We start from the raw sequence: 22,992 nt of genomic DNA on the forward strand, positions 1-22,992 counted from the left end.
GGTCAGTTTAGAGGGCCGGTGCGACGGCCGAGTCCGCAGCAGTGCTCCAGCAGGATCTGCGCCTGCGCGGTGGGCTCGCCGTCGGCCGGGCGGAGCACCACGTCCGGGTGCTGCGGCCGCTCGTAGGGCGCGTCGACGCCGGTGAGATCGGTGATCTCCCCGGCGCGGGCCTTCGCGTACAGCCCCTTCGGATCACGCTGTTCGCACAGCTCGACGGGGGTGTCGACGAAGACCTCCAGGAAGGGCAGGCCCGCCTCAAGGTGCTGGGCGCGGATCAGGTCACGGTCGCGCCGGTAGGGGCTGATCAGGGAGGCGATCGCGATGGTGCCGGAGTCGGCGAGCAGCTGTGCGACGGCGCCCACCCGGCGGACGTTCTCGGCGCGGTCCCGCTCGGAGAAGCCGAGGTCGGCGTTGAGTCCGTGTCGCAGATTGTCGCCGTCGAGCCGGTACGCGGGAACCCCGCGTTCGACGAGCAGGCGTTCGAGCTCGCACGCCACCGTCGACTTACCGGACGCGGACAGTCCGGTCAGCCAGACGGTGCCTCCCCGGCTCGCACGCTGTTCGCGGGTGACCACCGCGGTGTGCCATACGACCTGCGCCATCGTCTCCCTTTCGGTCCAAATGTGGACCGGACTGGCCCGGCCGCGCAGAAGATAGAACGCGTTCTGGGCGGTGTCAACGGCCAGGACGGGATCTGAGCGGCGGTCAACAGGAGCGACTACCGGCGGGCGATGCGCCGGCAGGCCCGCATCAGCTCACCGCCGCGCTCGGCGAGCTCGCAGGCGGAGAACTCACCGTCGAGATGCAGGCTGGCGACCATCGTCTGCCGGCCGTCCGGGTCGCGGACCGGGGCCGAGATCACGCTCACCGGGTACCGCCCGCCACCGGCCTGCGGCAGCAGCACCCGGGCCGCGAGAGCGCCGATCACCTCGCCCAGCTCCCCGGCGCGCACCGCCTCCCCCGCGGTCAGGGCCCGGCGCACCCGCGCCCCCGCCTCGGTCCCGGCCTCCACCAGGTAGCCGTCCGCGCGGACCCGCTGCAGCAGCGGATCGTCGGTCTCGAAGTCCGCGTCCCACAGCCGGTACATCAGCGCCCCGTCGCCCCCGCCGAAGCCGTCTCCGGGCCGCATCCCGGGCGCGAGTCCGGCCACGTCGAGTACCACGATCCGGCCGGCGAGCACCGCCGAGATCGAGGCGGGCGCCCCGAACCGGCGCGAGAGCGCGGCCAGCGCGGTGCCGCCCACCGGTGCCGCGCGCAGCGATCGGCGCGCCGCCCGCCCGACCGGGACCAGCGCCGGCCCCAGGCGGTAACCGGCCTCGGCGTCGCGGATCAGGTGCCCGCGGGCCACCAGGGTGGTGACGATGCCCAGGCACGTGGGTTTGCTGACCTCCGCCCGGCGGGACAGTTCGGACAGCCCGAGGGCACGGGTCGGCTGCGCGGCGAGAACGTCGAGGACGGCCAGGACGCGCTCGGTCGGCGGCGAGGTGCGAGTGGTGGGCGGCACCGGGATTCCTCCATTCCCTGGACAGATGACAAGAACACGTTCTAGCGTGCGTCGACGGTATCCGACCGGTTCACATCTGTACCGGGTTCGTGAGAGAAGGGCTCCGATGTACAGCGAACCGCTCACCGCTGCGATCTCCGAGGCCGAGGCGCTGGTGGCCGCCGCCCCGCACATCGAGACCGAGGCCGATCTGCTGGAGGGCATGCAGTACCTGGCACAGGGCGTGGCAGCCTGTGTGCACGGCGCCTTCCATTTCGACAAGGACCACCCGTTCCTGCTCAGCGGCACCGGGCCGTTCACCAAGATGGGTCTGGACAACCCGGACACCCTGTACTTCGGCGCCCGGGTCGACGGCGCGCACGAGTACCTGGTGACCGGCCGCCGCGGCACCACCTGCGATATCAGCTTCCAGGTGCTCGGCGGGGGCGAGTACACCGACGAGAACGTTCCGGCCAGCACCGTCGCCTTCGACGATCGGGAGCTCACCGTCGACGCCGAAGGCCGGTTCGAGGTGCGCTTCGGTCCCGGGGAACCCGGTCCCGGCTACTACCGGCTGCCGCCCGGAAAGGCCCAACTGGTGATCCGTGAGGTCTTCGACGACTGGGCCGCGCGGCGCAGCACCTTCGCGCTCTCCCGCACGGACACCGACGGCACGGCGCCGCCCCCGGTGACCGCCGAACTGATGGCCAAGCGGTACGCAGGCGCAGGGAAACAGCTGGTCAGCCGGGTCAAGACCTGGCTGCAATTCCCGAAGTGGTTCTACGATCCGCTACCGGTGAACACCCTGACCGCGCCGCGGCTCACGCCCGGCGGGTTGGCCACCCAGTTCTCCTCGGTGGGGCATTACGAACTGGCCGACGGTCAGGCGCTGGTCCTCACCGTGCCCCGGGGCGAGGTCCCGTACCTGGGCTTCCAGCTCGGCAGCCGGTGGTACATCTCGCTGGACTACATCCGCCATCAGACCTCGCTCAACGGCAGCCAGGCCCAGGTGGACCCGGACGGCATGATCCGCATCGTGGTCTCGGACACCGACCCGGGCGTGCACAACTGGGTCGAGACGCTCGGGCATCGCCGGGGGTACCTGCAGTTCCGATGGCAGCGCACGAGCCGCCCACTCAACCCCGGCGACGGCCCGGTGGCGGAGCTGGTGCCGGTGTCCGAGCTCGCGCGGGCACTGCCCTATTACGCCGACAACCGGATCACCGAACGGGCCTGGCGCGAGCGGATCTCGGCGCGTACCCGACTGATCGGCGAGAGGATGGTGGGTTGATGCCCGGCTTCGGACTCGACGGCAGGGTCGTCGTGATCGCCGGTGCGGGTCCCGCACTGGGCGCCACACTGGCCCGGCGGTTCACCGCCGAATCGGCGCGGGTGGTGCTGGTCGCGCGGAACGCGGACCGGTTGCAGGCGCTGGCCGACGGGATCGACGGTGCCGTGGCGATCCCCGCCGACATCACCGACTTCGATTCCGTGACCGCGTTGGCCGCGCGGGTGGACGACGAGTTCGGCCGGGTCGACGCGGTGATCAACAACGCTTTCACCTATCCGGCCATGCAGCGGCTGGTGAAGACCGATCCGGCGCACATCCTGGAGAGCGTGAACCTGATGGCGCTCGGCGCCATGCGCACCACGCTCGCCTTCCGGGCAGGGCTGGCGGCGTCATCGGCGGACGGCGGCGGCGCGGTGGTGAACGTGAACTCCATGGTGATCCGGCACTCCGAGCTGCGGTACGGCGGTTACAAGGCCGGGAAGACCGCGCAATTGGCTCTGGCCCAGTCGTTGGCCACCGAACTCGGCCCCGAGGGCATCCGGATCAATTCGGTCGTGCCGGGGTGGATATGGGGTGACACCCTGCGCTCCTACTTCGAGTACCGCGCGCAGACGAAGGGCGTGAGCGTCGAGGAGGGCTACGCCGAGGCCGCGCGCAACGCCGATCTGCGGCGCCTGCCCACCGAGGACGAGGTGGCCTCGGCAGTTCTGTTCCTCGCCTCCGGATGCGCATCCGGCATCACCGGTCAGACCTTGGACGTCAACTGCGGAGAGTTCCATGCCTGATACCTCGCTGCCTGATACCCCTTCTTCCGGCCCGCGCAGCTCCGCCGACTCGGAGCGCGGCCGTACCGGCACCGTCGGAACCGTGGACGATCTGCACGAATCCGCGATGCGCCGCACCGGATTGAGCGACTTCGGCGACCCGTCGGACGGCTATCGTGAGGCACTCGGGGTGCTGTTGGAGTCCTACCGCGACGAGGCCGCGCTCACCGAGACCGGCTCGAAACTGTCGCGGGTGTTCCTGCGCGGGGCGCTCTCGGCCCGGCTGATCAGCGAGGCCGCGTTCGCGGCGAATCCCGCGGCCGCGCACACCGGGATCGACCGGCCGATCTTCGTGACGGGTCTGCCCCGGTCCGGCACCACGGCGCTGCACCGCCTGCTCGACGCCGACCCCGGTAACCAGGGGCTGCAGATGTGGCTGGCCGAGGTCCCGCAGCCGCGTCCCGAGCGCAGCACCTGGGAGCAGAACCCAGTGTTCCGGATGCTCGACGAGCAGTACGCGCAGCACCACACCGACCACCCGGAGTTCATGGGGCTGCACTACATGTCGGCCGGCGAGGTCGAGGAGTGCTGGCAATTGCTGCGACAGTCGGTGCAGTCGGTCTCCTACGAGTGCCTGGCGCACGTGCCGGGCTATGCGCGGTGGTTGGCCCAGCGGGACTGGACCCCGGCGTACCGTCGACACCGGCGGAACCTGCAGTTGATCGGCATGAACGATCCCGGAAAGCGGTGGGTGCTCAAGAATCCCAGCCACCTGTTCGCGCTGGATGCGATCTTCGAGGTGTACCCGGACGCGCTGATCGTGCAGTGCCACCGTCCGGCGGAGACGATCATCGCCTCGGTCTGCAGCCTCGCCCAGCACGCCACTCGGGGCTGGTCGACGGTGTTCGCCGGGGACGTGATCGGCGCCGATCAGCTCGATACCTGGGCGCGCGGGCTCACCGCGTTCGACGATGCCCGCGCCCGGCACACCGCCGCCGGCCGGGGCGACCGGTTCGTCGACGTCGACTACCGGGACCTGGTATCCGACCCGCTGGGTACCGTCGAGCGGATCTACCGCGCATTCGGCATCGAGTCGACCACGCCGGCGCGGGAGGCGATGGACGCGATGCACCGGGCCAGCCGCACCGGCGCCCGCCGCCCCAACCACACCTACTCCCTCTCCGACTACGGCCTCACCGAAGACCTGGTCCGCGCCACCTTCCCCCCTCCCGATTGAACACTGTTACGGACAGAGAAACCGCAGGTCGCAGCGGACCGTAACAGTGTTCAATTGGAGGGGGCGAGGGCCGGGGTGCCGTGGTCGTCGACCATCGTCGCCTCGTCGAACGGCACCTGCTTGTCCAGCACCTTGCGGGTGTGGTCGATGTCGACGGTGCCGGTCCACTTGCCCACCAGCAGCGTGGCGATCGCGTTGCCCGAGAAGTTGGTCAACGCGCGGGCCTCGGACATGAACCGGTCGATGCCGACGATCACACCGACGCCACCGAGCAGGTCCGGACGGTGGCTCTGCAGGCCACCGGCCAGGGTGGCCAGACCCGCACCGGTGACGCCCGCAGCGCCCTTGGAGGCGATCATCATGAAGACCAGCAGTGAGAACTGCTCGGCGTAGCTCAGCGGCGATCCCATCGCGTCGGCGATGAACAGCGACGCCATGGTCAGGTAGATCGCGGTGCCGTCCAGGTTGAACGAGTAGCCGGTGGGCACGACGATGCCGACGGTGGTCCGGTCGACGCCGGCGTGCTCCATCTTCGCGATCAGCCGTGGCAGTGCCGACTCACTGGAGCTGGTGGCGACGATCAACAGGTACTCGCGGCCCAGGTACCGAACGAGTTTTAACACCGACAGGCCCGTGACCACTCGAAGGATGGTGCCGAGCACCACGAACACGAACAGCACGCAGGTGATGTAGAAGGCGAGCATCAGCCAGCCGAGCTGCAGTACCGCGTCGAACCCCGTCGCCCCGACCACGGCGGCCATCGCACCGAACGCGCCCACCGGGGCGAGCCACAGCACCATCACCAGTACCCGGAAGACCAGCTTCTGCAGGACCGCGATGGCTCGCACCGCGGGCTCCCCCGCCGGCCCCATGGCCTGCAGCGCGAAGCCCACCAGCAGGGCCACGAACAGCGCCTGCAGCACGCTGCCGGCGGTCAGCGCGGAGAACAGTGTCTCCGGCACGATCCCGCGGATGAAGCCCCAGGTACCGCCGGCGGCATGGGCCTGATCGGCGTACTTGGCGCCGGCCGCCGCGTCGGCGTGCACTCCGAGGCCGGTGCCGGGCTTGAGCAGGTTGCCCACGACCACACCGATGAGCAGCGCGAACGTCGACATCGCGATGAAGTAGCCGAGTGCCAGTCCGCCGATCCGGCCGACGCTGGCGGCGGCGCGCACCGAGCCGATGCCCAGCACGATGGTGCAGAAGATCACCGGGCTGATCATCATCTTGATCAGATCCACGAAGATGTCGCCCAGCGGTTTGAGGCTCTTGCCGAACTCCGGTGAGACCAGTCCCACGGTGATGCCGGCGATCACCGCGATGATCACCGCGATGTACAGCCAGTGTGTGCGGTCCCGTCTGGGTGTGGGCGCTTGCGCGGCGCTGTCGATTCCCGTCACCGTGTCCTCCTTCGATGGTCCGGCGGCTCGGTGGCAATCATGCGAGGGGTGTGACCTGCCACACAACTTGTGTTCATTGTGTAAACGTCTTCCTGTGAGGAACCGAGCCCGCAGCGTGGCCACCCAGTCCTTCCTGGCGCAGGTGGCGATCCTGATCGTGATCGCCGTCGGCGCTTCCTGGCTGCTCATCACCCAGGTCCGAGACGACGGTGACCGCACCGCGAGCAGCCAGACCCGGGCCGCCGCGGTCTCGCTCGCGGCGGCACCGTCGACGGTGGCCGCGCTGACCGATCCGGTGTCGGCGGCCGGTGTGCAGGCGGTCGCCGAGCAGGTGCGATTGCGCGGCGGTCTCGACTTCGTGGTGGTGATGCGGCCGGACCGCACCCGGCTCAGCCACACCGATCCGACGCTGATCGGCGGGCGGTTCACCGGCACCATCGACCGGGCGCTGGCCGGGCAGACCTTCACCGAGACCTACGCGGGCAGCCTGGGACCGTCGATCCGCACCGTCACCCCGGTGCACGACGCCTCCGGTGCACTGGTCGGCCTGGTGTCCGCGGGTGTCACCCGGGCCCGGCTCGGCGACCAGGTACGCGAGGCGATGCCGCGGATCCTGGCCGTGGTCGCGGCGGCGCTGCTGCTGTTGACGGCGCTGTCCGTACTGGCGGAGCGGCGGCTTCGGCGACAGACGCTGGGTTTGTCGGCGCACGATCTGCGCGGCCTGTACGAGCACCACGATGCGGTGCTGCACACCTTGTCGGAGGGGCTGATCGTGTTCGATGCGCAGCTGCCGGACGCTCCGGCGCGGGTGGTCAACGACGAGGCCCGCCGCCTGCTGCAGTTGCCGGACGGTGACGTGCGCCAACCGGATCTGCCCGCGTCGCTCCGCGGCGCCGCCGACCTGACCGACGAGCTGCACGTGACCGGTGATCGGGTGCTGCTGGTGAACCGCCGGCCGGTCACCGGTCCGACGGGTCCGCTGGGAACCGTCCTGACGGTGCGTGATCGCACCGAACTGCAGACGGTGCTGGGCGAACTCGACACCGCTCGCTCGCTGGCCGAGGCGCTCAGCGCGCAGGCCCATGAGCACGCGAACCGGTTGCACTCGGTGATCACCATGATCGAACTCGGGGAGGGTGGTTCAGCAGCGGAACTGGCCGTGGCCGACCGCAGTTCGGCGCAGGGCCTGATCGACCGGCTGGCCGGCGATGCGGCGCCATCGGCGGTGGCGCTGTTGGTGGCCAAGACCGCAGCGGCGTCCGCTCTGGACGTGGAGCTGACGGTCACCGAGGGCACCGATCTGGCCGGTGCACCGTTGCCGGATCCGCAGGTGTTGACACTGCTGGGGAACCTGGTGGACAACGCGGTGGAGGCGGCCGGGCCGGGCGGCTGGGTGGAGGTGTCCGCGCAACGCAGCGGGGCCGCGTGGGAGTTACTGGTCGCCGACAGCGGGCCCGGGATGACGGCGGACGAGTTCGCGCGGGCCCGTGCCCGCGGCTACACCACCAAGGATCGTGCGGATCGGCTGCACGGCGGCGGTCTCGGGTTGGCCCTGGTCGATCAGGTGGTGCGTGCGGCCGGTGGCAGGATCGAGGTGGGTAGGGCACCGTCGACGGTCACGGTGCGATTGCCGGGAGGTGAGCGATGACGGTGCGCGTCCTCGTCGTGGACGACGAGCCGCAGATCGCGGCCGCGCACGCCGAGTACGTGGGCCGGATCGACGGATTCGAGGTCGCGGCGGTGACGGGTACCGCGACTGCGGCGCTGCACGAGGTGAGGCGGTGCGCCGACGCCGGTTCCCCGGTGGACCTGGTTCTCGCCGATGTGGGACTGCCCGATCGCAGTGGGCTGGACCTGGCGGCCGATCTGGCCGGGGTCCGGCCGCGGCCGGACGTCATGATGATCACCTCGGCGCGGGACATCGCCACTGTTCGTGGCGCCATGGCGGGCGGCGCGATCCTGTACCTGATCAAACCGTTCACGTTCGCCGCGTTCGCCGACCGGTTGAGCCGGTACGCGTCGTTCCGCGATGCCCTCAGCGGACCGGACGTGGGTCAGCGGGAGGTGGATGCGGCGTTCGCAGCGCTGCGGCAGAGCCCGCCGAGCACCTCCGCACCGAAGGGGCTGGCGCCGTCGACCCTGGAATCGGTGACGGCCGCGCTGCGTCACTCGGACGTTCCGCTGGGCGCGGCGGAGGTGGCCGCGAGTACGGGCATGTCACGGGTCACCGCGTGGCGTTACCTGGAACGCCTGGCCGATGACCGGTTGTGCGAGCGGGTCACCGAGTACGGCGGCCGCGGGCGGCCCCAGGTCCGCTACCGCTGGCTGTGACCGCCGGCTATCCGAGTTCTTCGACGGTGACCGTCATTCCGGCGATCGTGGCCTGCTCCGGTTCCGGTATTCCGCGCGCCACGATCCCGCACAGCCCCGGACTCTCGCTCTCGACGAACCGGACCTGGGCGCCGGGAAGTTCGACCGTCGTGTCCCGCACTGCACACCCGACGAACTCGGCGAGTAGCCGCGACTCTCCGTGTGGATCCGCGCTCCCGATGACCAGTGCGACCAGTTCCGGGCCGGGGCCGACCGGTGTTCCGGCCGCTTCGAGTGCTTCAGCACGCATCCGCGCGAGCTCTGCGCGCGGCGGCGAGTATGTGATGAAGAACGGAAAATGAGCCGGGGCATCACGCACGAATACCTCGACGAACCCGACATCGAGGTCCTCGAAGTGCACCTCGACGACCTCGACGTCGCGGCCGGCGGCGCGCATTCGGGCGGCGGTGGCGCGGGCATCGTCGACGTCCACGGCGAAGGTCAACAGACCGGGGCCGACGAGCGCGTCGATAGCGGGTTTAAGGACATCGATCGCGGTTGCGTACTTCGACTCAGTGACGGCCCGCCAGTCGTCGACCGCCGCCAGCTCCACGTAGCGTTCGGCGTCCACCGGCCAGGCCGCGTTGCGGAATCCTGGCATCGTGAGGACCGGGACCGCCGGGAGTCCGCATCGTCGGTACTCCTCCGTCACGCGGTCGAGGTCATCGACCCAGTGGACGAGATGGTCGAATGCGGCGTCCTCCGGCATGAGCCCTCCTCGGTAGATTAGGCCAGCCTAAGTGATTCGAACCCACCTGGGAAATCCTGCCCTCCTAGGACCGCTACCCCGAGGTCGTGTCGATGACCGGGGTCATCGCGCCGCCTCGAATCGCACGGTCACTGGTGGCGATCGCCAGTCCGCGCCGAGTGGCCTGCGCGACGATCATGCGATCGAAGGGGTCGCGGTGGTCCCAGTTGAGCTGTCCGGCCAGTGTGGCATCGGCCGAGTCCATCGGGAGTTCCTGCGCACCCATCGCGTGCAGCGTATCGCTCCAGCTCGAGAGGATTCCCGCCCCGTCGAGACGACCGAGCCGGGTCTTGATGGAGATCTCCCAGGCCGAAGCAGCGGAGACGAACAGTTCGTTTGCAGGATCCTCGACCACGGCGAGAGCAGGCGGAGCGATCCGATCCGGAACCGAGACCAGCCACAGCAGGGCGTTGGTATCGAGCAGGATCGAGGTCACGACGCCGGATCCCAAGCTGTGAGTTCATCCTCGGGCAGCGGCGCATCGAAATCCCCGGGGATCGTCAGTCCCGGGAACTGCCCGAACGTCCGCGTTCGTGGCACCACCGACGAGATCACCGCCACCGCGCGACCGCGCGAGGTGATCGTGACCGGGCTACCCGTCTTCTCGACCTCAGCCAGGATGGCGTTCAACGTCGCCTTCGCTTCGGTGCTGGTGATCGTGCGCATGAGACCCACGATACGCCAAACTGACTAGTCACACTAGTCTGACTAGTCCACCGTTGAGTAGCCGCGACGACGGCTCGCATCAGGCAGCGTCGTGACGGCACTTGTCAGACCCCGGCGCGATCATGACGGCATGGGAATCGAGCAGGGCGCGCGGGCAGGAGCCACGATCCTGCACGCCGATCTCGATTCCTTCTACGCCTCGGTGGAGCAACGCGATCACCCCTGGCTCCGCGGCCGCCCGGTCCTGGTGGGCTCCGGGGTGGTGCTCGCCGCCAGCTACGAGGCGAAAGCGCACGGGGTGCGCTCGCCCATGCCGCACCGCGAAGCACTGGCGCTCTCCCCTTTCGCGATCACCATGCCGCCGCGGTTCGAGGTCTACATGCAGGCCAGCCGCCGGGTCTTCGAGGTCTTCCGGGACATCACCCCGCTGGTCGAAGGCCTGTCGGTCGATGAGGCCTTCCTCGACGTGGCCGGCCTGCACCGCATCGACGGCACCCCGGTCCAGATCGCGCAGCGGCTCCGCGAACGTGTCAAGCACGAGGTCGGACTGCCGATCACCGTCGGAGTGGCGCGCAGCAAGTTCCTGGCGAAGGTTGCCAGCGCCGTCGGCAAGCCGGACGGGCTGCTGGAGGTTCCGGTCGGTACCGAACTGGACTTCCTGCACCCACTGCCGGTCCGCAGGCTGTGGGGCGTCGGCCCGAAGACCGAAGCGCGGCTGCGTGATGCGGGAATCAGGACCGTCGGGCAGATCGCCGAACTCGGCGAGCAGCAGCTGGCCGGATTCCTCGGAGCGGGCAGTGCCCGCCACCTGTACGCCCTGTCCATGGCACACGATCCGCGCCGGGTCGATACCGGGCGGCGACGCAAGTCGATCGGCGCCCAGCGGGCTCTGGGCCGGCGGATCAAATCCGAGTCGGAGATCGAATCCGTGCTCCTGGCCATCGTGGACCGGCTCGGCGAACGGCTGCGTGCGGCCGGGCGCGTCACACGCACGGTGGAACTGCGACTGCGGTTCCACGACTTCTCGGCGGTCACCCGCTCCCGGTCCCTGCGCGAGCCCACCGATCACACCGAGGTGGTGCTGGCAACGGCTCGCGGCCTGCTCGACGAAGCCCTACCGCTGGTCCGCGAACGCGGTTGCACGCTGATCGGCCTGTCCCTGGGGAACCTGGAGAACCACGGGGCGGTGCAACTCACGCTGCCCTTCGACGGCGAGACCCGCGCCTGCGATCTCGACCTCGCGCTCGACGGTCTGCGAAACCGGTTCGGGCGCTCCGCCGTCACCCGCGGAGCGCTGCTGCACCGCCCGCTGGGCCCCGACGCCCCGATGCTCTCCGAACAGGATTGAACGATGCGCCCGGCGGCGGTCACCGAAACCGCGCAGTCACCGCTGAGCGGCCCGCCACTGCTCGGCCGTCACCCGTTCCTCGCCGGCCTTCGCCGCGAACGCCGCACGGGCCTGCTGGTGCTCGGGAGTATTGCGGATGACCAGGTAGCCGATACCCACCAGCAGGAACCACACCGGGGTCACCAGCATCGCCTGCAGCGTGTCGGTCTCGCGGGTGAACGCCCACAGCAGGAAGGCGAAGAAGGCGAACACCACCCAGGGCATGATCGTGCCCAGTGGCATCTTGAACGCGCTCTCGGCGTGCAGCTGCGGGCGCCTCCGCCGGTACACCAGGTAGCTGGCCAGGATGATCGTCCAGACGAACATGAAGCACAGCGACGAGACCGTCGTGACCACGGTGAACCCGGTGGACTTGTCCAGGCCGAAGGCCAGCAGCACCACCGACGACAACATCATCACCGCGGTGAGGAACAGTGCGTTCTGCGGCACCTTCCGACCGGAGAGGTGTGCGAACACCTTCGGCGCATCGCCGGCGGTCGCCAGCCCGTAGACCATCCGCGAGGTGGAGTAGATGCCCGAGTTCGCCGACGACATCGCCGAGGTCAACACCACCGCGTTCACCAGATGCGCGGCGGCACCGAGACCGGCGAGGGTGAACAACATGACGAACGGCGATTCGTCCTTGCTGAACCGGTCCCACGGCACCACGGACATCAGCACGATCAGTGAGCCCACGTAGAACAGGAGGATGCGGATCGGGATCGCATTGATCGCACGCGGCAGGTTCTTCTCCGGATTCTTGGTCTCGGCGGCGGCGGTACCCACCAGCTCGATACCGACGAACGCGAACACCGCGATCTGGAAGCCGGCCACGAAACCCATGAAGCCCTGCGGGAACATGCCGCCGTGCTCCCACAGGTTGGTCAGGGAGGCGCGGGCACCGTCGTGTTCGAAACCGGTGATGATCAGCACCGCACCGACGATGATCAGCGCCACGATCGCGATCACCTTGATCATGGCGAACCAGAACTCGGTCTCACCGAAGGCCCGGACCGTGGGCAGGTTCAAGCCGATCAGCAGCACGATCACCGCGACCGCCGGAATCCACGGAGGGAGGTCCTTCGCCCAGAAGGTGATGTACACCGACGCGATCACCACCACGTCGGCGACGGCCGTCACCACCCAGCAGAACCAGTAGGTCCAACCGGTGAAGTGCGCGGCCCAGGGGCCGAGGATGTCGCCGGCGAAATCGGAGAAGTTGCGGTACCCGGTCCGGCTGAGCAGCAGTTCACCCATGGCGCGCATCACGAAGTACAGCATGAAGCCGATGATCATGTAGACCACGATCACCGACGGTCCGGCCACCGAGATGGTCTTGCCCGAGCCCATGAACAGGCCGGTGCCGATCGCGCCACCGATGGCGATCAGCTGGATGTGGCGGTTGCTCAACGCACGGGTCAGGTGCTGATCCTCGTGCGGGTCGAACGGTGCCTCAGCCGGTGTGGTCATGTCCTGGGACAGTACTGGCCCCCGGCGGTGCCCCCTGCGCAGACCCCGGCTCAGGCGGGTGCGAGGAACGCCGCCAGCGCCGCGGAGTACATCGCCACGTCGGCCGCACCCATCAGCTCCCGGGAACTGTGCATCGCCAGCTGCGGGGCGCCCACGTCGACGGTGCTCAGCCCCGTACGGGCGGCCGTGATCGGACCGATGGTCGAGCCGCACGGCAGGTCCGCGCGGTGCACGTACCGCTGCAACGGCACCCCGGCCTGCTGCGCGGCGAGGGCGAACACGGCCTCGCCGACCGCATCGGAGGCGTAGCGCAGGTTCTGGTTCACCTTGAGCACCGGTCCACCGTTCACCGTGATCCGGTGCCCCGACTCGTGCCGGTCCGGATAGTTCGGATGCGTCGCGTGCGCCATGTCCCCGGACGCGCACACCGAACGGCTCATCACCCGGAGGAAGTCCTCGCGGTCGCCGCCGGCGGCGAGCACGATCCGCTCCAGCACCGTCAACAGCAGGTCCGATCCGGCGCCGCGATCGGAACCCGAGCCGACCTCCTCATGATCGAACAGTGCCAGGACGGGGGCGATCGTCTCCCGCGATCGGACCGGCTGCGCCGAGAGCAGCGCCTCGGTGGCGGCGTAGCAGGTGCCCTGATTGTCCAGTCGCGGCGCGGAGATGAGGTCTCCGGCGGCGCCGACGACCCGGCTGGGCGCCAGATCGTGAGTCATCAGTTCCCAGCCGAGCACCCGGTCCGCGCCGACCCCGGCCGCACGCGCCACATAGTCGCGCCAGGGCGTCGTCTCACCGACACCGCGGATCGCGTTGAGATGGCGTTGCGGATCGAGTTCGACCCCCTTGCGGTTCTCCGACAGGTGGATCGCGAGCTGCGGCACCCGCAGGACCGGCTCGTCGATGCGGATCAGGACGGTCTGCGCACCGTCGTCACCGCGGACCGAGAGCCGCCCCGAGACGCCGAGATCGCGGTCCAGCCAGGAGTTGAGCCAGGCGCCGCCGTACGGCTCGAGCCGCACCAGAGACAGGCCCGCCGATTCCGCGTCGGGATGCTGCTTGACCCGCAGGTTGGGGCTGTCGGTGTGCCCGCCGACGATCCGGAAGGCGCCGGACTCGAAGACCCCGCCGGAACCCACCCCGCCGTCTGCCGGTCCACCGCCTGCCGCGCCGAAGGCGGTGGTGTCGAAGGCGACGATCGATCCGCCGCCGCGCACCACGAAGTGCTTGCCCGCAACCGGCCAGCGATCACTCTCGGCGAGCTCGCTGTACCCGGCCGACCGGAGCCGTGCGGCCACCGTCTCCACCACGTGGAAGGGCGACGGCGAGGCGTCGACGAACGCGCACAGCCCCTCCGCGGACGCTCCCGCAGCCAGGTCGGTCATCAGGCCGAGAGCACCGCGTCCAGCGCGGAGTAGAAGATGCCCAGGCCGTCGTCGGACGGGCCGGTGAGCGCCTCGGTGGCGTGTTCGGGGTGCGGCATCAGGCCCACGACCCGGCCGTTCGGCGAGGCGATGCCCGCGATCGCCCGCGCGGAACCGTTCGGGTTCTCACCGGCGTAGCGGAACGCGACTCGGCCCTCGCCATCCAGCTCGTCGAGGGTGCGCTCGTCGGCGACGTAGCGGCCCTCACCGGACTTGAGCGGCACCAGGATCTCCGCGCCGGCCTCGTAGCGGGAGGTCCACGCGGTGTTCGTGGCCTCCACCTTCAGCCACTCGTCACGGCAGATGAAGTGCAGGCCCTCGTTGCGCACCAGGGCGCCGGGCAGCAGGCCGGCCTCACACAGGATCTGAAAACCGTTGCAGATGCCGAGCACCGGCATCCCCTTACCGGCGGCGGCCACGACCTCGGTCATCACCGGCGCCAGCGAGGCGATGGCCCCGGCCCGCAGGTAGTCGCCGTAGGAGAAGCCTCCAGGCACCACCACGGCATCCACGCCCTGCAGGTCGTGGTCCTTGTGCCAGAGCGGAACCGCCTCACCGCCGGCCAGAGTGACCGCGCGGGCGGCGTCGACATCGTCGAGAGTGCCCGGGAAGGTGATGACGCCCACCCGGGTACCGCCGGAGGTCATGCGTCGACCCGGGTCACGGTGAAGTCCTCGATGACGGTGTTGGCGAGCACGTCCGCCGCGATCTGCTGCAACTGATCGTCGGTGAGGTCACCGTCGACCTCGAGCTCGAAGCGCTTGCCCTGCCGCACATCCGCCACCCCCGGGAAACCGAGCCGGCCCAGTGCCCCGACGATCGCCTGGCCCTGCGGGTCAAGGATCTCGGCCTTCGGCATCACGTCCACCACAATCCGCGCCACGTGCGGCTCCTTAACGAAGTATCCATCACGCCCGGGGAGTCGAACGCGCTGTACGGGCCAGTTTACCGGCGCATACTGGCCCCATGCGACTGACCCACTTCCGCCATTCCTGCGTCCTCGTGGAGATGTCCCGGACGCGGGTCCTGTTCGATCCCGGCACCTTCTCCGAGGGCTTCGAAGAGGTGCGTGACCTCGATGCGATCGTGGTGACCCACCAGCATCCCGATCACCTCGATCCGGAGCGGATCGACGCCCTGGTCGACGCCAATCCGCAGGCGCAGCTGTTCGCCGATCCGACCACTGCCGCCGCGCGCGGGGGCCGGTGGATCGCCGCGGCGGCGGGCCACGATTACGGGATCGGGAACCTGATCGCGCGCGCGATCGGCGGGGTGCACGCCACCATTCACCCAGACATCCCGGTGATCGACAACACGTCGTTCCTGCTCGGTGACGAGCAGCGGTCCGGGCGCTTCTACCACCCCGGTGACGCCCTCGAGGTACCCGACGTGGCGGTCGACGTGCTCGCGCTTCCGGTCAGCGCGCCGTGGTCGCGGATCAGCGAGACCATCGACTTCTTCCGCGCGGTGCACCCGTCCGTCGCGGTGCCGGTGCACGATGCACTGCTCTCGGAGGCCGGTTCGGCGATCTACCTCGGCCGGCTCACCGAGATGCGGCCCGACGGCGCCCGGGTGCTCCCGGTGGGCACCGGACAGACGGTCGCGCTGTGACCCGCTGACAGACTTCGAAGGTCAGGCGGCGACGAGCAGCCGGGCCCGGTGTTCGTAGACCGAGGGTCGGGCGCCGTGGTGCAGCGCCAGATCGACCGCGTCGAGCATGGTTCGCTCCACCGTCGACGACTCCAGCCGCCGTGCGTCGACGGCCAGGCGCAACGTTCCGCCCCGCCGAGCGATGCGATTGGCCTGCGCGAGCAGCGCCCGGCACCACCAGGGCTCGCTGAGGAATCCGTCGCCGATACCCAGCACCCGGGCCTTGTCCTCCTCGCCGGTCACCAGGTCGGTGATCGCGGTGTAGCCCAGGTTGACCCGGAACCCGGCCCCGGGCAGGGCGGCCAGGGCGCCGATGGAGGCGTTCCAGCGGGGTGCGGCGAAGACGCGGGTACGCAGGCCGACTTCCTCCAGCACCCGGTCGGCGGCGGTCAGTCGCAGCTTCGCCTCGTGCGCACCGAGGGTGGAGAACTCCGCCCGCCGGCGCTTGGTCGCGGCCTGGTCGTAGCCGTTGAGCACGATCGCGTCGCCGGCGGCCCGACGCTCACGGAGAAAGGCCTGGGTCGACGGATCCTCGATCAGGCGGTACTTCCCCTTGAGCCGGGGCGCGACCAGCAGGGAGACGGGGACTCCGCGATCGGCGAGCGCGCCGGTGAACCGCTCGGCGCAGTCGCGGGTGGCGTCGGAGAGTGCGGAGACGGAGACGTACAGCAGCGCGCTCATGGGGTCAGTGTGGGCGGCGGACCTTTCCGGCACAGGGATGGGAGGTTACGTGTTCCCGAACTGCCCGGCCCGTCCACCGGTCGCGGCCGGACGGCCGGACGGCCGGAACGCGGCTGTAATGCAGAACACACTATTGTCGATTGTGCAATGGTTGCGGCAGCGTTATCGTTTTTGGGTGCAAGCAACCTCCACGGAAGTCACCCCCGAGGTCCTCACCGAGGTGTTCGGGGAGTTCATGGGCCGCCTGATGTGCAACGTCACACAGGAGAGCCTCGGCACGATGTTGTCCTCGGACATCACTGCGCACCAGTTCCACATCCTGCTGCAGCTCGCGGCCGCGGACGCTCCGCTGCCGATCAACCGTCTCGCCGACGACCTCGGCCTGTCGGTCGCAGCAACCGGACGGAACGTGGAGAAGCTCGTGCAGCTCGACATGGTGGATCGGCGCGAGGACGCCTCGGACCGCCGGATCAAGAACCTGACGATCACCGACCTCGGGCGAAAAACAGTTGCATCCGCGATCAGCGACAAGCACCGTGAAGTGCTGAGTTTCGCCGAGCGGCTGCCGCTGGAACTGCGCACCCGGTTGCACGACGTGATGGTCGAGATCCTCGACGAGGGCCTCATCCCTCCCAACCCCATCTTCACCGCAATGAAAGAGAAGGCATGAGTACCGAGAACACGCTCGACAAGAGCGAGATCCCGCACGCGGGTGAGGGCCTCGATCGGCGCGTCCTGCTGGTCGCGGGCGTCGTCGTGCTCGGCGCGATCATGTCCATCCTGGACATGACCATCGTCGCCGTCGCGCAGAACACCTTCCAGTCGCAGTGGGGTGCCTCCCCGGCCACCGTCGCCTGGACGATGACCGGATACACCCTGGCACTGGCCGCGGTCATTCCGCTGACCGGCTGGGCCGCAGACCGATTCGGCACCAAGCGGCTGTACATGATCGCCACCGGACTGTTCGTAATCGGCTCGGTGCTGTGCGCCACCGCCGGCTCGATCAACGCGCTGATCGTCTTCCGTGTGCTGCAGGGCCTCGGCGGCGGCATGCTGATGCCACTGGGCATGATGATCCTCACCCGCGCCGCGGGTCCCGAGCGGATCGGCCGAGTCATGGCCGTGCTCGGCATCCCGATGCTGCTGGGTCCGATCGGCGGCCCGATCCTGGGCGGCTGGCTGATCGAGTCGTTCTCCTGGCACTGGATCTTCCTGATCAACCTGCCCATCGGCATCCTGGCGATCATCTACTCGTACGTCGTGCTGCCCAAGGACGAGCCGGTCACCGGACAGTCGTTCGATCTCGTCGGCTTCCTGCTGCTCTCCCCCGGTCTGGCACTGTTCCTGTTCGGCATCTCCTCGGTGCCGGAGGCTCAGGCACAGGACGGCACCTTCTTCACTCCCCGGGTGGTCGCCACCACGCTGATCGGTCTCGCGCTGATCGTCGCGTTCGTGTTCTGGGCGCTGCGCGCCAAGCTCCCACTGCTGGACCTGCGGCTGTTCAAGAACCGCAACATGACGGTGGCCATGATCACCTTCGCGTTCTTCGCGATCGCCTTCTTCGGCAGCTCGATCCTGTACGCGCAGTACTTCATCGGCATCCGCGGTGAGACCACGCTGATGGCCGGACTGCTGCTGGCCCCGCAGGGCATCGGCGCGATGGTCACCATGCCGGTGGCCGGTGTCCTCACCGACAAGATGGGGCCGGGCAAGTTCGTCATGGGCGGACTGGCGCTGATCACCCTGGGCCTGGTGGCGTTCACGCAGCTCGACGTGGAGACCAGTTACTGGCTGATCTGCGGCTCGCTGTTCGTGCAGGGCCTGGGCATGGGCATGACCATGATGCCCACCATGTCGGCCGCGATCCGCACGCTGGCGCCGGAATCGATCTCACGCGGTTCCACGCTCACGAACATCGTGCAGCAGATCTCCGCGTCGATCGGTACCGCCGTGTTCTCGGTGCTGTTCACCAACTGGCTCACCCACGCCGGCCCCATGATGCCCAGCCCGAAGGGCGGCGAGGTCGCCACCGGCGCGGCGGCGTTCGGCATGAACTCCAGCCCCGAGGCCCGCGAGGGCGCAGTCACGATGATGGGTGGCGCCGACCGGTTCCAGGCCTTCCTGGAGCAGAATCTGCCGTTCGCGGCGGACGCCTTCGGCAGCACCTACTTCGTGGCCGCGATCCTGGTGGCGGTGTGCATCATCCCGGCGTTCTTCCTGCCCCGTACCCACGAGACCGATACCGAGGCCGCCGAGCGGCAGATGGTCATGCCGCACTGATCCTGCGCTGGAAACCGACAGTGCCCGGCCCCTTCTGGGGCCGGGCACTTCTCGTTCGGAATGCCGGGTACGCCGCTGACAGCCCGCCTCAGCCGCGGCCGAGGCGAGTGAGGATCCAGGCGTACTCGAAGGCGGTCTCACGCCATTTCGCATACCGCCCGCTGACTCCGGCATGACCGGCCACCATCTCGGTCTTGAGCAGGATCTGCTCACCGGACGTGCTGTGTGCGAGGAGCTTGGCGACCCACTTCGCGGGCTCGGTGGGCAGCACCCGGGTGTCGTTGAGCGAGGTCGTCGCCAGAATCGCCGGATAGGCCCTGGCCGTGACGTTCTCGTACGGCGAGTAGTCCCGCATGTACCGGTACACCTCGGCGCTCTCCAGCGGGTTGCCCCACTCGTCCCACTCCCCCACCGTGAGCGGCAGGCTCGGGTCGAGGATCGAGGTCAGCGGATCCACGAAGGGCACATCGGCGACGATGCCGCAGAACAGCTCCGGCGCCAGGTTCGCCACCGCACCCACCAGGAGCCCACCGGCGCTACCGCCCATGGCGACCAGGCCTCGCGGCTGTGCACGGCCACCGTCGACCAGGTGCTGCGCGACGTCCACGAAATCGGTGAAGGTGTTTTTCTTCTCCAGCTTCTTCCCGTGGTCGTACCAGGCACGTCCCATCTCCCCGCCGCCGCGCACGTGCGCGACCACGAAGACCACGCCCCGGTCCATCAGCGACAGGCGGGCCACCGAGAACCAGGGGTCCATGGTGGCCTCGTACGAGCCGTACCCGTAGAGCAGCGTCGGCGCCGCTTCCGTCCCCTCGGTCCCGTCGGGCGCATCGGGCTTCTTGCGGCGCACCACTGACACCGGGATCTGCACGCCGTCGCGGGCGTCGACCCACAGTCGCTCGGCGGTGTACTGCGCGGCGTCGTAGCCGGGCACGTTGACCCGCTTGAGCACCGTCTGGTCCCCGGATTCGAGGTCGATCTCGAGGACCGTCCCCGGAGTGATGAACGATTCGTACGCCAATCGCAGTCGCGGTGCATCCCACTCCGGGTTCGCCGCGGGGCCGAGGTTCACCAGTTCCTCGCCCGGGTTCCACTCGACGAATTCCTGCGCACCGGCAGTGGGAGCCAGGGCGAGCCGCGGTAGGCCGCCGCGACGGTAGCCGAGCGCCAGCCGGTGGGCGTAGGCGTCCACGTACTCCAGGCGGATGTCGTCGCGGTGCGGTACCAGTACGGTCCAGTCCTGCGGGGTGTCGACGGGGGCACTGGCCAGTTCGAAGTTGATGCCGGTGCGGTTGTGCAGGAACAGGAACCTGTCCTCACCGTCGAGTACAGCGTGGTCCACCGAGTACTCGACGTCCTCCTCGCGGGACCGCAGCACGCGGAACTCGCCGGTCGGGTCGGCGGCGTCGAGCACCCAGGTCTCCGAGCTCAATGTCGACGATGCGGAGATCATCAGGTACTTCTCGCTGCGGGTGAGACCGATTCCCACACCGAACCGCTGATCGGTCTCGTGGAAGACACGCACATCGTCTGTCGCCGAGCCGATCTCGTGGCGCCAGATACTGTCGGCGCGCCAGGCGTCGTCGACGGTGGTGTAGAACAGGTGCCGGCCGTCGGGAGCCCAGGTGGCGCCGTAGAACACACCCTCGACGGTGTCGGCGAGCACCTCACCGGTCTCGATCACCCGCACTCGCAGGGTGAATCGCTCGTCACCGGTGGTGTCGAGCGAGTAGGCGAGCAGCGCACCGTCGGACGAGACGGAGGCGGCGCCGACGGCGATGTACTCGTGCCCCTGCGCTTCGACGTTCAGGTCCAGCAGCACCTGCTCGCCGGGCAGCGGATCGTCCGACAGTACCGGTGGAGCCCAGTCACCGGAGTCGGTGATCGGTGCGCGACAATGGATCCCGTACTGCTTTCCCTCAGCGGTGCGGGCGAAGTACCAGTAGTCGCCGCGCCGCTGCGGGACCGACATGTCGGTCTCCTGGGTGTGCGCCTTGATCTCGCCGTAGATCGCGTCGCGGAGCTGCTGCTGGCCTGCGGTCGCGGCCTCGGTGTAGGTGTTGTGCGCCCGCAGGTAGTCGAGCACTTCCTCGTCGGAGGTATCGGAGAGCCAGGCGTAATCGTCGATCACGGTGTCGCCGTGGAAGGTCCGCTCGGCGGGCACCTTCTTGGCGATCGGCTGAGCGGCGCTCACGCCTGGCCGCCCGGCCAGTCCGCGAAGCTGAGGCCGGAGATGCGCTCGTAGGCCTCGATGTAGCGGTCGCGGGTCCGGCGCACCACGTCCTCGGGCAGCGGAGGCGGTGGGGCGTCGGAGTCGGTGGACCAGCCCGAATCCTTGGTCAGCCAGTCACGGACGATCTGCTTGTCGAAGCTGGGCTGCGACTTCCCCGGCTCGTAGAGCGCCCCGTCCCAGTACCGCGACGAGTCGGAGGTGAGCACCTCGTCGGCCAGCAGTAGGACACCGTCGGAATCGTGACCGAACTCGAACTTCGTGTCTGCCAGGATGATTCCTCGCTCCCGGGCGATCTCCGCGCCGCGCGCGTAGACGTCGAGCGTGAGGTCGCGCAACTGCGTGGCCAGTTCGAGTCCGACATCGGCGGCAACCCGCTCGAAGGAGACGTTCTCGTCGTGGTCGCCGATCGCGGCCTTGGTCGCGGGGGTGAAGATCGGCGGCTCGATACGGCTGCCGTCGACCAACCCGGCCGCGAGCGGCACTCCGCAGACCTGACCGCCGGCGCGGTACTCCTTGAGACCGGAGCCGGTGAGGTAACCGCGGGCCACGCACTCGACGGGCACCATCTCGAGCCGCCGGGTGATCAGCGCGCGGCCCAGCACCGATTCGGGGATGCGCGGATCGTCGACCTGTCCGGCGAGATGGTTCGGCACCCCGAGGGCGTCGAAGAAGAAGACGGACATCGCGGTGAGTACGCGTCCCTTGTCCGGGATCGGCGTGTCCAGGATGTGGTCGTAGGCGCTGATCCGGTCGCTGGCGACGAGCAGCAGGTGCTCATCGTCGATCTCGTACAGCTCGCGGACCTTGCCCGAGTAGATCGGCGTGTACTCGCTCAGTTCAGGACGCACCCCCCAACCCTATCGCCCCTCCGATTGAACACTGTTACGGACGATGAAACCCCAGGTCGCGACGTCAGTAACAGTGTTCAATCGGGGAGGGGATCCGATCGTCGAGCTGGTGCGTCCAATTCATATGATGAGTCGCACACGGGACCTGCTCGCCCGGCGCAGTCACCGCTCGGTCCGGTCGTCGACGGTGTCCGTCATCCGGGGCGTCCGCAGTGACGCCGGTGCCGCGCCGACGGTGGACGAGGTCCGGGCGGCGCTGGTGTTCAATTACCCCGGGCTCGCCTTCAGCTGCTGGACCGCGGCGGAGCTGCACGGAGTTCCCTTCGCCGCGGGGCACCCGCCGGAGATCTGGCTTCCCGAACAACGACACCGTCGCGGCGTGGTGGTCCGGTGCGGGCATCTGCCGGCGGAGGACGTGGTCATGGTGTCCGGATGGCCTGCGACGTCGGTGGTCCGGACCGCGGTGGACGTCGCCCGCCTGATCAGGAACGACGAGGCCGTCGTCGGCATCGACCAGTTCCTCCGGCGTAACCGGGACGGACGATCGATCACGACCAGGCACGCCATCGCCGCGTACCTCGACAGCCATCCGGGTCTGTACGCATCCAATCGCGTCCGCGCGGTCCTCGGCGAGGCCGACGGGGGCTCGCAGTCTCCGTGGGAACGTACAGCCGGCTCGTCGTGCACCGCTCGGGACTCGACTTCTTCCGGCCGCAGCAACCGATTCCGGGCACGCCCTACCACGTCGACCTCGGCTCGCAGCGGTACCGCGTCGCCATCGAGTACGACGGTGGCTATCACCGCACCGACGAGCAGCAACGCGCCGACGTGATCCGGTGGAACGCCATCACCGGACAGGGCTGGAGCCTGATCCGGGCCACGTCGACGACTCTGCTCAGCGGCCGAGCCGCGTTCCTAGACCGCGTCGAGCGCGAGCTGCGGTCCCGAGGCTGGAACGGCCCGTCGCCGACGGTCCCGAAGCTGACCCTCCCCCGCCGACCGCAATTGAACACTGTTACGTCCGGCATAACCGCAGGTCGCGGTGGACCGTAACAGT

Annotated in this window: 22 protein-coding genes and 1 pseudogene; 10 read left to right on the forward strand and 13 right to left on the reverse strand. The window is 69.0% G+C overall.

Annotated features, from left to right (window positions below; all coding sequences use genetic code 11):
* Positions 1 to 2: 2 nt before the first annotated feature.
* Positions 3 to 599, reverse strand: a pseudogene (gene cysC, locus ACYVHG_RS06335) (adenylyl-sulfate kinase); the annotation flags it as partial.
* 119 nt (positions 600 to 718) lie between these two features.
* Positions 719 to 1,504, reverse strand: coding sequence for a helix-turn-helix domain-containing protein (locus ACYVHG_RS06340; RefSeq protein WP_461166554.1), 786 nt, complete (start codon positions 1,502 to 1,504; stop codon positions 719 to 721).
* Positions 1,505 to 1,610: 106 nt separating this feature from the next.
* Here ACYVHG_RS06340 and ACYVHG_RS06345 point away from each other — a divergent pair, with 106 nt between their 5' ends.
* From ACYVHG_RS06345 to ACYVHG_RS06355, 3 genes are read left to right on the forward strand one after another with little or no spacing between them, the layout of a single operon-like run.
* Positions 1,611 to 2,774 carry a hypothetical protein gene (locus tag ACYVHG_RS06345; RefSeq protein WP_461166555.1) on the forward strand — a complete coding sequence of 388 codons (1,164 nt, stop codon included), beginning with the start codon at positions 1,611 to 1,613 and terminating at the stop codon, positions 2,772 to 2,774.
* The gene (locus tag ACYVHG_RS06350) at positions 2,774 to 3,559 is read left to right on the forward strand and encodes an SDR family oxidoreductase (RefSeq protein WP_461166556.1); all 786 of its coding nucleotides are present in this window, start codon (positions 2,774 to 2,776) and stop codon (positions 3,557 to 3,559) included. The genes ACYVHG_RS06345 and ACYVHG_RS06350 overlap by 1 nt, the downstream gene beginning before the upstream one ends.
* Entirely contained in the window at positions 3,552 to 4,775 is a 1,224-nt protein-coding gene (locus ACYVHG_RS06355) for a sulfotransferase family protein (RefSeq protein ID WP_461166557.1), read from the forward strand. Before ACYVHG_RS06350 ends, ACYVHG_RS06355 begins: the two co-directional genes overlap by 8 nt.
* A 50-nt stretch (positions 4,776 to 4,825) precedes the next feature.
* Here ACYVHG_RS06355 and ACYVHG_RS06360 read toward each other — a convergent pair whose 3' ends face one another.
* Positions 4,826 to 6,175 (reverse strand): cation:dicarboxylate symporter family transporter, encoded by a 1,350-nt coding sequence (locus ACYVHG_RS06360; protein ID WP_461166558.1) that lies wholly within the window; start codon positions 6,173 to 6,175, stop codon positions 4,826 to 4,828.
* Between the two features lie 94 nt (positions 6,176 to 6,269).
* Between ACYVHG_RS06360 and ACYVHG_RS06365 the strand changes: the two genes are divergently transcribed.
* Positions 6,270 to 7,823, forward strand: coding sequence for a sensor histidine kinase (locus tag ACYVHG_RS06365; protein WP_461166559.1), 1,554 nt, complete (start codon positions 6,270 to 6,272; stop codon positions 7,821 to 7,823).
* The gene (locus tag ACYVHG_RS06370; protein ID WP_461166560.1) at positions 7,820 to 8,506 is read left to right on the forward strand and encodes a response regulator; all 687 of its coding nucleotides are present in this window, start codon (positions 7,820 to 7,822) and stop codon (positions 8,504 to 8,506) included. The genes ACYVHG_RS06365 and ACYVHG_RS06370 overlap by 4 nt, the downstream gene beginning before the upstream one ends.
* 7 nt (positions 8,507 to 8,513) lie before the next feature.
* Here the strand turns inward: ACYVHG_RS06370 and ACYVHG_RS06375 are convergent, their stop codons facing one another.
* From ACYVHG_RS06375 to ACYVHG_RS06385, 3 genes are all read right to left on the reverse strand, one after another.
* Entirely contained in the window at positions 8,514 to 9,254 is a 741-nt protein-coding gene (locus ACYVHG_RS06375) for a VOC family protein (RefSeq protein WP_461166561.1), read from the reverse strand.
* 73 nt (positions 9,255 to 9,327) lie between these two features.
* Positions 9,328 to 9,729 (reverse strand): type II toxin-antitoxin system VapC family toxin, encoded by a 402-nt coding sequence (locus tag ACYVHG_RS06380; RefSeq protein WP_461166562.1) that lies wholly within the window; start codon positions 9,727 to 9,729, stop codon positions 9,328 to 9,330.
* A complete protein-coding gene (locus tag ACYVHG_RS06385) occupies positions 9,726 to 9,959 on the reverse strand; it encodes a type II toxin-antitoxin system Phd/YefM family antitoxin (RefSeq protein ID WP_461166563.1) in 234 nt (77 codons plus the stop codon). The genes ACYVHG_RS06380 and ACYVHG_RS06385 overlap by 4 nt, the downstream gene beginning before the upstream one ends.
* 130 nt (positions 9,960 to 10,089) lie before the next feature.
* Here ACYVHG_RS06385 and dinB point away from each other — a divergent pair, with 130 nt between their 5' ends.
* On the forward strand, positions 10,090 to 11,307 hold the full coding sequence (dinB, locus tag ACYVHG_RS06390) for a DNA polymerase IV (RefSeq protein WP_461166564.1): 1,218 nt from the start codon (positions 10,090 to 10,092) through the stop codon (positions 11,305 to 11,307).
* Positions 11,308 to 11,343: 36 nt separating this feature from the next.
* On the opposite strand, the gene ACYVHG_RS06395 is transcribed toward dinB, so the two are convergent.
* From ACYVHG_RS06395 to purS, 4 genes are read right to left on the reverse strand one after another with little or no spacing between them, the layout of a single operon-like run.
* The gene (locus ACYVHG_RS06395; protein WP_461166565.1) at positions 11,344 to 12,816 is read right to left on the reverse strand and encodes an amino acid permease; all 1,473 of its coding nucleotides are present in this window, start codon (positions 12,814 to 12,816) and stop codon (positions 11,344 to 11,346) included.
* A gap of 50 nt (positions 12,817 to 12,866) precedes the next feature.
* Positions 12,867 to 14,204, reverse strand: a complete 1,338-nt coding sequence (locus tag ACYVHG_RS06400; RefSeq protein ID WP_461166566.1) for a M18 family aminopeptidase — start codon at positions 14,202 to 14,204, stop codon at positions 12,867 to 12,869.
* On the reverse strand, positions 14,204 to 14,890 hold the full coding sequence (gene purQ / locus ACYVHG_RS06405) for a phosphoribosylformylglycinamidine synthase subunit PurQ (protein WP_461166567.1): 687 nt from the start codon (positions 14,888 to 14,890) through the stop codon (positions 14,204 to 14,206). Before purQ ends, ACYVHG_RS06400 begins: the two co-directional genes overlap by 1 nt.
* Entirely contained in the window at positions 14,887 to 15,126 is a 240-nt protein-coding gene (gene purS / locus ACYVHG_RS06410) for a phosphoribosylformylglycinamidine synthase subunit PurS (protein WP_461166568.1), read from the reverse strand. Before purS ends, purQ begins: the two co-directional genes overlap by 4 nt.
* 83 nt (positions 15,127 to 15,209) lie before the next feature.
* On the opposite strand from purS, the gene ACYVHG_RS06415 reads away from it, so the two are divergent.
* Entirely contained in the window at positions 15,210 to 15,854 is a 645-nt protein-coding gene (locus ACYVHG_RS06415; protein ID WP_461166569.1) for an MBL fold metallo-hydrolase, read from the forward strand.
* A 21-nt stretch (positions 15,855 to 15,875) separates the two neighbouring features.
* Here the strand turns inward: ACYVHG_RS06415 and ACYVHG_RS06420 are convergent, their stop codons facing one another.
* Positions 15,876 to 16,574: a DUF2334 domain-containing protein gene (locus tag ACYVHG_RS06420; RefSeq protein ID WP_461166570.1), complete on the reverse strand. Its 699-nt coding sequence runs from the start codon at positions 16,572 to 16,574 to the stop codon at positions 15,876 to 15,878.
* 175 nt (positions 16,575 to 16,749) lie between these two features.
* On the opposite strand from ACYVHG_RS06420, the gene ACYVHG_RS06425 reads away from it, so the two are divergent.
* Both ACYVHG_RS06425 and ACYVHG_RS06430 read left to right on the forward strand, forming a co-directional pair.
* Positions 16,750 to 17,244 carry a MarR family winged helix-turn-helix transcriptional regulator gene (locus tag ACYVHG_RS06425; RefSeq protein ID WP_461166571.1) on the forward strand — a complete coding sequence of 165 codons (495 nt, stop codon included), beginning with the start codon at positions 16,750 to 16,752 and terminating at the stop codon, positions 17,242 to 17,244.
* Positions 17,241 to 18,854, forward strand: coding sequence for a DHA2 family efflux MFS transporter permease subunit (locus tag ACYVHG_RS06430; protein WP_461166572.1), 1,614 nt, complete (start codon positions 17,241 to 17,243; stop codon positions 18,852 to 18,854). The genes ACYVHG_RS06425 and ACYVHG_RS06430 overlap by 4 nt, the downstream gene beginning before the upstream one ends.
* A gap of 88 nt (positions 18,855 to 18,942) precedes the next feature.
* Here ACYVHG_RS06430 and ACYVHG_RS06435 read toward each other — a convergent pair whose 3' ends face one another.
* The gene (locus ACYVHG_RS06435) at positions 18,943 to 21,048 is read right to left on the reverse strand and encodes a S9 family peptidase (RefSeq protein WP_461166573.1); all 2,106 of its coding nucleotides are present in this window, start codon (positions 21,046 to 21,048) and stop codon (positions 18,943 to 18,945) included.
* Positions 21,045 to 21,935, reverse strand: coding sequence for a phosphoribosylaminoimidazolesuccinocarboxamide synthase (locus tag ACYVHG_RS06440; RefSeq protein WP_461166574.1), 891 nt, complete (start codon positions 21,933 to 21,935; stop codon positions 21,045 to 21,047). Before ACYVHG_RS06440 ends, ACYVHG_RS06435 begins: the two co-directional genes overlap by 4 nt.
* A gap of 657 nt (positions 21,936 to 22,592) precedes the next feature.
* Between ACYVHG_RS06440 and ACYVHG_RS06445 the strand changes: the two genes are divergently transcribed.
* Complete coding sequence (locus ACYVHG_RS06445) at positions 22,593 to 22,988, forward strand: endonuclease domain-containing protein (protein ID WP_461166575.1); 396 nt, start codon at positions 22,593 to 22,595, stop codon at positions 22,986 to 22,988.
* Positions 22,989 to 22,992 lie beyond the last annotated feature (4 nt).

Source organism: Tsukamurella serpentis (assembly GCF_054780975.1).